Source organism: Myxococcaceae bacterium JPH2 (assembly GCA_016458225.1).
GTDB lineage: Bacteria > Myxococcota > Myxococcia > Myxococcales > Myxococcaceae > Citreicoccus.
The window spans coordinates 1-5648 of the sequence record JAEMGR010000037.1 but is presented as its reverse complement, the minus strand read 5'-3'; the positions used below and the strand labels follow the sequence as shown (position 1 = coordinate 5648).

Annotated in this window: 1 protein-coding gene; it reads left to right on the top strand. The window is 69.8% G+C overall.

Annotated features, from left to right (window positions below; translation table 11 throughout):
- The coding region (locus tag JGU66_32635) for an amino acid adenylation domain-containing protein (protein ID MBJ6765526.1) at positions 1 to 5648 on the top strand (5648 nt) is incomplete at both ends.

Below are 5648 nucleotides of genomic sequence, written 5' to 3'. Positions count from 1 at the left end.
ATGTCGCGCTGCTGGACAACCACACCGCCGAGCTGGACCTGACGTTCGAGGCGGCCCATGGCCCGGAGGGGCTCTGGGTGGGCTGCAAGTACGCCACCGAGCTGTTCGACGCGGAGACCATCGACCGACTGCTCGGACACCTGGAGGAGGTCATCGGCGCGATGGTGGCGGAGCCCTCGCGCCCGGTCGCCACCGTGCCGCTGATGGCGGAGGCCGAGCGCCAGCAGGTGCTGCACGCGTGGAACCCTGGCGCGGACACCCCTCGGCAGCCCCCCCTGGTGGAGCGCTTCGAAGCGCAGGTGGACCGCACGCCCGAGGCGATCGCCGTGAGCTGCGAGGGCAAGTCCCTCACCTATCGCGCGCTCGATGCCCGCGCCAATGGGTTGGCTCAAGTCCTGGCCCGGCACGGCGTGGGCCCCGATGTGCTCGTGGGCGTGTGCCTGGAGCGCGGGCTGGACCTCGTGGTCGCGCTGCTCGGCATCCTCAAGGCGGGAGGCGCCTATCTCCCGTTGGATCCGTCGTATCCGCGCGAGCAGCTCGCGTTCATGTTGGACGACGCTCAGGCGCCTGTCCTCGTCACGCAGGCGTCGCTGGAGCAGTGCGTGCCCACCACTGGGGCCACCGTGCTGCGGATGGACAACGACCTGTCGGAGGCCCTGGCGAAGGGGGCGCCGCGGCCGCTGGGATGCAACGCGCCCACGGATCTGGCGTACGTCATCTACACCTCGGGCTCCACGGGAAAGCCCAAGGGCGTGATGGTGCAGCATGACCACGTCTCGCGCCTCTTCTCCGCGACCGATGCGTGGTTCCACTTCGACGCGTCGGATGTGTGGACGCTGTTCCATTCCTACGCCTTCGACTTCTCCGTCTGGGAGCTGTGGGGCGCACTGCTGCATGGCGGGCGACTGGTCGTCGTCCCGTACTGGGTCAGTCGCTCGCCCGAGGCGTTCCTGCGGCTGCTCGGCGACGAGGCCGTCACGGTCCTCAACCAGACGCCCACGGCCTTCCGCCAGCTCATCCACGCGGAGGGGCAGTCTCCGGAGCGGCGCGCACTGGCCCTGCGGTTCGTCATCTTCGGCGGCGAGGCGCTGGACGTGGCCTCGCTGCGCCCCTGGTTCGAGCGCCACGGGGACGCACGTCCCCAGCTGATCAACATGTACGGCATCACCGAGACCACGGTGCATGTCACCTATCGTCCGGTGGGGCTCGAGGACCTGGAGCGTCCCTGGTCGAGCGTCATCGGCCGCCCGATTCCAGACCTGAGCATCTACCTGCTCGACGCGGCCGGGCAGCCCGTGCCGGTGGGTGTGCCGGGCGAGATCCACGTGGGCGGCGCGGGCGTGGCGCGCGGCTACCTGCGACGACCGGAGCTGACGGCGGCTCGCTTCGTCGAGGATCGCTTCGGCCCCACGCCCGGACGCAGGCTCTACCGCGCGGGCGACCTCGCGCGCCGGCTCCCCTCGGGAGACCTGGAGTACCTGGGGCGCATCGACAACCAGGTGAAGATTCGCGGCTTCCGCATCGAGCTGGGCGAGATTGAGTCCTCGCTCAGCGCGCAGCCCTCCGTGCGGGATGTCGTGGTGGTCGCTCGCGAGGACTCGCCCGGGGACAAGCGGCTCGCGGCCTATGTCGTCCTGGGAGACCTGGAGCCCACGGGCGCGGGGGAACAGACGGCGCAGTGGAAGGCCGTCTACGACGAGACCTATGCGCTCGGCGTCGCGAGCGAGGACCCTGCTTTCGACATCTCGGGCTGGAACGACAGCTACTCCGGCGGGCCGCTTCCCGCCGAGCAGATGCGCGAGTGGGTCAACACCACCGTGCGGCAGATCCTCCAGCTCCGTCCGCGCCGCATCCTGGAGCTGGGGTGCGGCACGGGGTTGTTGCTGTATCGCCTCGCGCCTCGGTGCGAGGCGTATTGGGGCATCGACTTCGCTCGCCCGGCGCTCGACCGCATCGAGGCGCAGCGCGAGCGGATGGGTGACGCGCTTCGTTCGGTGAAGCTCCTGCACCGGAGCGTGGACGATCTCTCCGGCTTGGAACCGGGCGCGTTCGACACGGTGATCCTCAACTCGGTCATCCAGTACTTCCCCAGCGCCGAGTACCTGCTTCAGGTCTTGCGCGGCGCGGTCGGGGTGCTGCGCCCCGGGGGCCGCATCTTCCTGGGGGACGTGCGCAACCTCGCGCTCCTGGAGGCGTTCCGCGCCTCGGTGCGTCTGGAGCGGGCGTCACCGACGCTGTCCGCCGCGCAGCTCTGGTATCGCGCGCAACAGGACGTGCTGGGCGAAGAGGAGCTGCTGCTCTCGCCGGCGTTCTTCACGGCGCTGCCGGCGCAGATTCCCGGCATCTCGCATGTGGAGGTGCTCCCCAAGCATGGGCGCTATGACAACGAGCTGACCCGCTTCCGCTACGAGGTCATCCTCCACGTCGCCTCGGCCGACGCGCCTCGGGTCCGACCGACGGAGTGGTCGGAGGGCGCGGAGGCCACACTGGAGTCGATGCGGGAGCGACTGCTCACGCGTCCGGACGTCCTCGCCCTGGGCCGCGTGCCGAATGCGCGCGTGTGGCAGGACGCGCGCGTGGTGGAGCTGCTCACGGGCTCGGGGAGGCCGGCCACCGTCGCCGCGTTGCGTGAGGTGCTCCGCGATTGGCCGGGGCCTCGTGGCGTGGAGCCCGAGGACCTGTATGCCCTGGGCGGAGCGCTCGGCTACGACGTGCAGGTGAGCTGGGCCGGGGCCTACCGCGATGGCGCGATGGATGTCGCCTTCAGCCGGACCGGCCTGGGAACGCGGCTCGACCTGACGCCGGATCCGATGCAGGTCGAGGGGACGCCGTTCGTCGCCGCGAATGATCCAACGCGCGGGGCACGCGCCTCGCGCGAGGTGGCGCGGCTGCGGCAGGCCCTGATGGAGAAGCTGCCGCCGCACATGGTGCCGTCGGTCTTCGTGGTGTTGCCGTCGCTGCCATTGACGCCGAGCGGCAAGGTGAACCGCGCCGCGCTCCCCGTGCCCGAGGCGGATCGCTCCGTCCTGGAAGAGGAGTACGTGGCCCCCAGCACTCCCTCCGAGGAGACCGTGGCCCAGGTCTTCTCCGAGGTGCTCGGGCATCCTCGCGTGGGGGCTCGCGATGACTTCTTCGCGCTGGGCGGCCATTCGCTGTTGGCCACTCAGGTTGTAACGCGGCTGCGGGCTCGGGCCGGTGTCCCGGTTTCCCTGCGCGCTGTCTTCGAGGCTCCGACTGTCGCGCTCCTCGCCGCGCGCCTGGATGCCCTCCGAGGAACGGACACCTCCGCGGCTTCGGCGGCCCCCATTCCGCGACTGCCTCGCGCCGAGGATCCGAACGCCCCCAGTGTCCTGGAGTCCTCCTTCGCGCAGCAGCGACTCTGGTTCCTGGATCAGCTCCAGCCCGGACAGGCGGCGTACAACATCCCCATCGCCCTGCGGCTCTCGGGCGCCCTGCGTGTCGACGTCCTGCGACGGACCTTCGCCGCGATTGTCGAACGACACGAGCCCCTGCGCACCACGTTCGTCCCCGGCGACGGAGCGCCACGCCAGTGCATCCACCCAGCCCCCTCGGACTGGGCGCTCCCCGTCGAGGACCTGAGTGGACTGGACCCCATCGCGCGCGCGCAATCTTTGGCGCGGCGCATGGACGAGGAGGCGCATCGACCGTTCTCGTTGGCGGAGGGCCCGCTGCTGCGCACGGTGCTCCTGCGCACCGAAGCGCAGGAGCACGTCCTGCTCCTGTGCATGCACCACATCCTGTCGGATGGCTGGTCCATGGGTGTACTCGTCCGCGAGGTCGCCACGCTCTATGCCGCCCTGGCGGAAGGACGCGCGTCACCACTCTCACCGTTGCCACTCCAGTACGCCGACCACGCGGCGTGGGAGCGTCACGAGCAGGCAGGGCCCACGCTCGAAGCCGAGCGGGCGTGGTGGACGGAGCACCTGAACGACGTTCCCACGTTGGAGCTTCCAACGGATTCGCCGCGTCCGGCCGTGCGCAGCTCGCGCGGAGACACGGTGTTCTTCACGCTTCCTGCCTCCCTGGTGAGCGCGCTGGAGAAGCGCGGCCAGGAGCACGGCGCCACGCTGTTCATGGTCCTGATGGCGGGATGGCAGGCCCTGCTGTCACGCCTCTCGGGGCAGCGTGACTTCTGTGTGGGCACGCCCGTGGCCCACCGCGTCCGGCCCGAGCTGGAAGGGCTCATCGGGTTCTTCGTCAACACGCTGGCCATCCGCGCCCGCTGGGAGCAAGAGCCCACCTTCGCGGAGCTGCTGGCCGGAGTGCAGCACGAGTCCCTGGCCGCGTTCGCGCATCAGGACGTGCCCTTCGATCGGCTCGTCGAGTCGCTCGGCGGAGGACGAGACCTCTCTCGCACGCCGCTGTTCCAGACCGCGTTCGTGCTGCAGAACGCGCCGCTGCCTCCGCCTTCGCTCCCGGAGCTGAGCGTGGAGCTGCTGCGCTGGGCCACACGAACCGCCAAGTTCGATGTCACCTTGTCGCTGTTGGAGCGAGGTGGAGAGCTGGAAGGTCAGCTCGAATACAGCCAGGACTTGTTCACCACCGCGACCGCCCAGCGAATGGCGGAGCAGCTCCAGCGCCTCTTGCGCGAGGTCGCTCGCGACATGGACCGGAAGCTGAGCGCGCTTCCGCTCATGAGCGAGGACGAGCGACGCACCGTCCTCGTTGAATGGAACGCGACGCAGGTCGACTACCTCAGGGACGCGAACCTCGCGGAGCTGTTCGTCGCCCAGGCACGGCGCACCCCTGCGGCCATTGCTGTCGACTCCTCGGAAGGGCGCCTCACCTACGCGGAGCTGGAGGCACGGGCGAATCAGCTCGCACGACACCTGCTGGAGTCGAAGCTGGGCAGCGCTCCACGCATTGCCGTCTGCCTGCCCCGTGGCCTGGACATGGTCGTGGGCGTGCTGGCCATCCTCAAGGCGGGCGGAACGTATGTCCCCATCGATCCGTCCTATCCCGCCGCGCGGCTCGCGTTCCTGTTCGAGGACTCGGGCGTGGTCGCGACGGTCACCACGCGCTCGCTCGCGGAGAAGCTCCCGGCGGGAATCGCCGGTGTCGTGTGCGTGGACACGGATGCCGAGCGGATCGCCTCACGCTCCTCCGAGGCGCTCTCCGTCCTGACACCTCCCGATGCGTGGGCCTACGTGACGTACACGTCGGGCTCCACGGGGAAGCCCAAGGGCGTGGCCATCCCGCATCGCGGTGTCGTGCGCCTGTTGTTCGGTTCGACCTTCGTTCACCTCGGGCCGGATGAGGTGGTGCTCCAGCTCGCCACGCTCTCCTTCGATGCCTCCACGTTGGAGATCTGGGGCGCGCTCCTGCACGGGGCTCGGCTCGTCCTCTTTCCTCCCGGGGCTCCGGATCTGGCCGAGCTGGCGCGCGTCCTCGTCGACCAGCGCGTGTCCGTGCTGTTCCTCACCACGGCGCTGTTCGATCAGCTGCAGCAACACCACCCCGAGGCCCTGGCCGGCGTACGCCAGCTCATGGCCGGAGGCGAGGTGATGCCGGCACCGCGAGTCCGCGAACGGCTCGCGCGCGGGTGCACGCTCATCCACGCGTACGGCCCCACGGAGAGCACGACCTTCACCACGTGCCATCTGCTGTCACCCGGGGACACCGTGGAT